Annotated in this window: 3 protein-coding genes; all 3 read left to right on the top strand. The window is 44.1% G+C overall.

The features are described 5' to 3' along the window. The first annotated feature begins 916 nt into the window (after nt 1-916). The 3 genes from AC1DUA_RS31100 (at nt 917) to rpmI (ending at nt 3,113) form a co-directional block, all read left to right on the top strand. Nucleotides 917-2,152, top strand: coding sequence for a glycosyltransferase family 2 protein (locus AC1DUA_RS31100; protein WP_477503423.1), 1,236 nt, complete (start codon nt 917-919; stop codon nt 2,150-2,152). 225 nt (nt 2,153-2,377) lie between these two features. Then, on the top strand, nt 2,378-2,878 hold the full coding sequence (gene infC, locus AC1DUA_RS31095; protein ID WP_029199202.1) for a translation initiation factor IF-3: 501 nt from the start codon (nt 2,378-2,380) through the stop codon (nt 2,876-2,878). A gap of 31 nt (nt 2,879-2,909) precedes the next feature. Further along, the gene (gene rpmI / locus AC1DUA_RS31090) at nt 2,910-3,113 is read left to right on the top strand and encodes a 50S ribosomal protein L35 (RefSeq protein WP_477503422.1); all 204 of its coding nucleotides are present in this window, start codon (nt 2,910-2,912) and stop codon (nt 3,111-3,113) included. Nucleotides 3,114-3,163 lie beyond the last annotated feature (50 nt).

The raw sequence follows: 3,163 nt of genomic DNA, 5'->3' as shown, positions 1-3,163 counted from the left end.
ATTCTAGAAAAGAAATGATCGAGGAAGAAGTGCTGAATACGTTGATTCACAAAGTGGAACATGCGTGTTTCATGATGCTGAAGCCAGTTCACGACTCTGCTCATGAGTAGTAGCCTCCTTCGAAACTTGAGATATCTGCTATTTCAAATTATAAAGAACATTTATTAAAAGGAGATTAACTCAGTAATAAATTTTTCGAAATATACGTTTACATTATTGAGGTCGGGTAAAAAGAATGAATCATGGAAATAATGGTATAGTATTCCTTTTATTTTACCCTAAATGTCGAATAGCTATCCCGTTCCATTGTGCCTAGAACGCTGTTTTTGTAAACCCTTTCAATTCAGGATTTTTTGAATTAGGTGTCGACACAGCGCGGTTCAGGTTGAAAAATGCCCGAAAGAAAGTCAGTGCTTAGGTCGTATGGCATCGATGTTGTAGAGTCCGTTATGCTGTAAGTCGGGGTGTTAGGGTCCTCCTGAATGAGATTTCCTGATGACGGACTCTCTGCGGGAAATTCCGGCGAATGTTATGAAGGATACCTCAGAACTTGGATGCAGAACCGTAATTGGATCGGACCCGGCAAAAGTTGTCAGGGGAAGCTCGGGTGAATTATAATAAACCCGAAACACATGAGGGGTTACTGGTTGGTCTAAATGGTGAACTTTTTGTACACAATAAAATGAAAAACGTTGAAAACAGGACTTTAACGATCTGATTTCAAGCACATGCGGTAAAGTATGTGTCCGTTCCCCTTAAATCTCAGAGAACCGGCTATTTTTCGGTTTTTGTAGACTTTGACAAATAGGGGGAAAGAGAGGAAAATCAAGAACGGTTAATTCACCTGTACATAATTGCGCACTATGCGTATAAAAAGATAGCTTGTGTGCATAAACAAAAAGGGGGACTTTGCTTCATGCTTGACAAGATTGTGCTTACGTTTCAGATTGGCTTGGCGCTCGTCGGTGCGTATCAGTTTTTTTTAACATTCTTCGGATGGTACCGTCCGAAAAACAAACAGAAATTTGCACCGCAAAAATCGTTTGCTGTTCTAGTCGCAGCTCATAACGAGGAGCAAGTCGTTGGCGCATTGATCGAGAATCTGAAGTCTTTGGATTACCCCAAAGAGCTCTATGACATCTTCGTGATTTGTGATAACTGTACGGATAACACAGCGGCAATTACACGCAGTCATGGCGTTTATGCCATGGAGCGTCACAACCCGAACTTAAGAGGCAAGGGTTATGCGATTGAATGGATGCTGAAAGAGCTTTGGAAGCGCGAGCGTCAGTATGACGCGGTTGTCATGTTCGATGCCGACAATCTTGCTAGCCAAGACTATCTGCTTCACATGAACAATGATCTTTGCTCCGGTTCCAGAGTGATTCAAGCTTACTTAGATAGCAAGAATCCGAACGATTCCTGGGTTACTGGTTCCTATGCAATTTCGTACTACTTTGCGAACCGTTTCTGGCAGATGCCCCGCACGAACTTGGGCCTTGCCAACTATTTAGGCGGTACGGGCATGTGTTTTGAGTCCAAGCTGTTAAAGCAGATTGGATGGGGAGCTACCAGCCTGGTTGAGGACTTGGAGTTCTCGATGCGTTGTATCAAGATGGGAATTAGACCGACTTACAATTACGAAGCGTTCGTTTATGATGAGAAGCCGCTTACGTTCAGAGCATCAGCCAAACAGCGTCTGCGCTGGATGCAAGGGCACTTTGACGTGGCTAAGCGTTACTTCTTCCCACTATTGTGGCAAGGTATCAAAGAAGGCAGCTGGACGAAGATTGACGCGGCTATATACTCCGCGAACGTATATAACTTCTTCTTCGGAGCGATTATCACCGTGTTGCTGTGGATCAAATCCATAACACCGGGCTGGTCGGAAACGCCTATGCTTGCTGATATCAATCCGGTTTTCTTTAACTCTGTGAGTTTCGCCATTTTCGTGCTGCTGCCACTCTCTATGATGATTGAGAAGGCGCCACGCAAAGTTTATAAATATTTAATTTTATACCCTGTGTTTATGGTGTCTTGGTGGCCGATTACGTTCTATGCGTTCTTTACGCAAAACAACAAGCAATGGAGCCACACTGAGCATACACGCGTTATTCGCCTGGATGAAATGAAAAGCAAACAAGTTAGTTGACTTTTTTTCACCGAGATGATATTATACTTCAAGTAAAAGCAGAGGCGCCCGCTTCTCACCTGACTGACTATAGTGTCGGCTGGTTTGAATGAATCATCAAGAATGCTCAATAGGTTGCTTAAACCTGTTATTGATGAAGATGTGGGCCACTGCGCGCCCACATCTTTTTTATATTGGATAGAGGTACATACTTTCTGGAGGTGGAACACTATTAGCAAAGACCATATGATTAATGATGAGATTCGTGTGAAGGAAGTACGCCTGATCGGGGCGGACGGAGAACAACTCGGTATTACGCCGATTCGCGAAGCTCTTCAAATCGCACAGGACGCGAACTTGGATTTGGTAAATGTGGCACCAACGGCGAAGCCGCCGGTATGCCGCATTATGGATTACGGTAAATTCCGTTATGAAACACAGAAGAAAGAGAAAGAAGCTCGTAAGAACCAGAAGATCGTGGATATCAAAGAGATTCGCTTAAGCGCGACAATCGATGAGCATGACTTCCAAACGAAGCTTCGCAATGCGGTTAAATTTCTTGGCGAAGGCGATAAAGTGAAAGCCAGCGTCAGGTTCCGCGGGCGCGAAATAGCGCACTCGGAGATTGGTCGCAGAGTGCTTGAACGTCTGGCTACTGAAACAGCCGACATTTCCTCACAGGAGCGCGCTCCTAAGCTTGAGGGAAGAAGCATGATCATGATCTTAACGCCGAAGGCAACAACCTAGGCGGTATACTAAATTAGGAGGAACAACCACCATGCCGAAAATGAAAACACACAGCAGCCTGAAAGGCCGTTTCAAAATTACTGGCACAGGCAAAGTGATGAGATACAAACAAGGTAAGAACCACTTGCTTTCCGGTAAATCATCGAAGCAAAAACGCGTTTTGTCCACGAACCCAGTTATGGCTCCTGGCGATGTACGTCGTTTGAAACAACAACTGACACTTATCAAAGGTTAATCATTTAAAATTTCGAACATTATTTATACATCCCAGGAGGTAGTTAACAA

Source organism: Paenibacillus sp. 01T422 (genome assembly GCF_056398785.1).
Note: the sequence above shows the minus strand (reverse complement) of the source record. Positions and strands in the feature narration are given on the sequence as shown.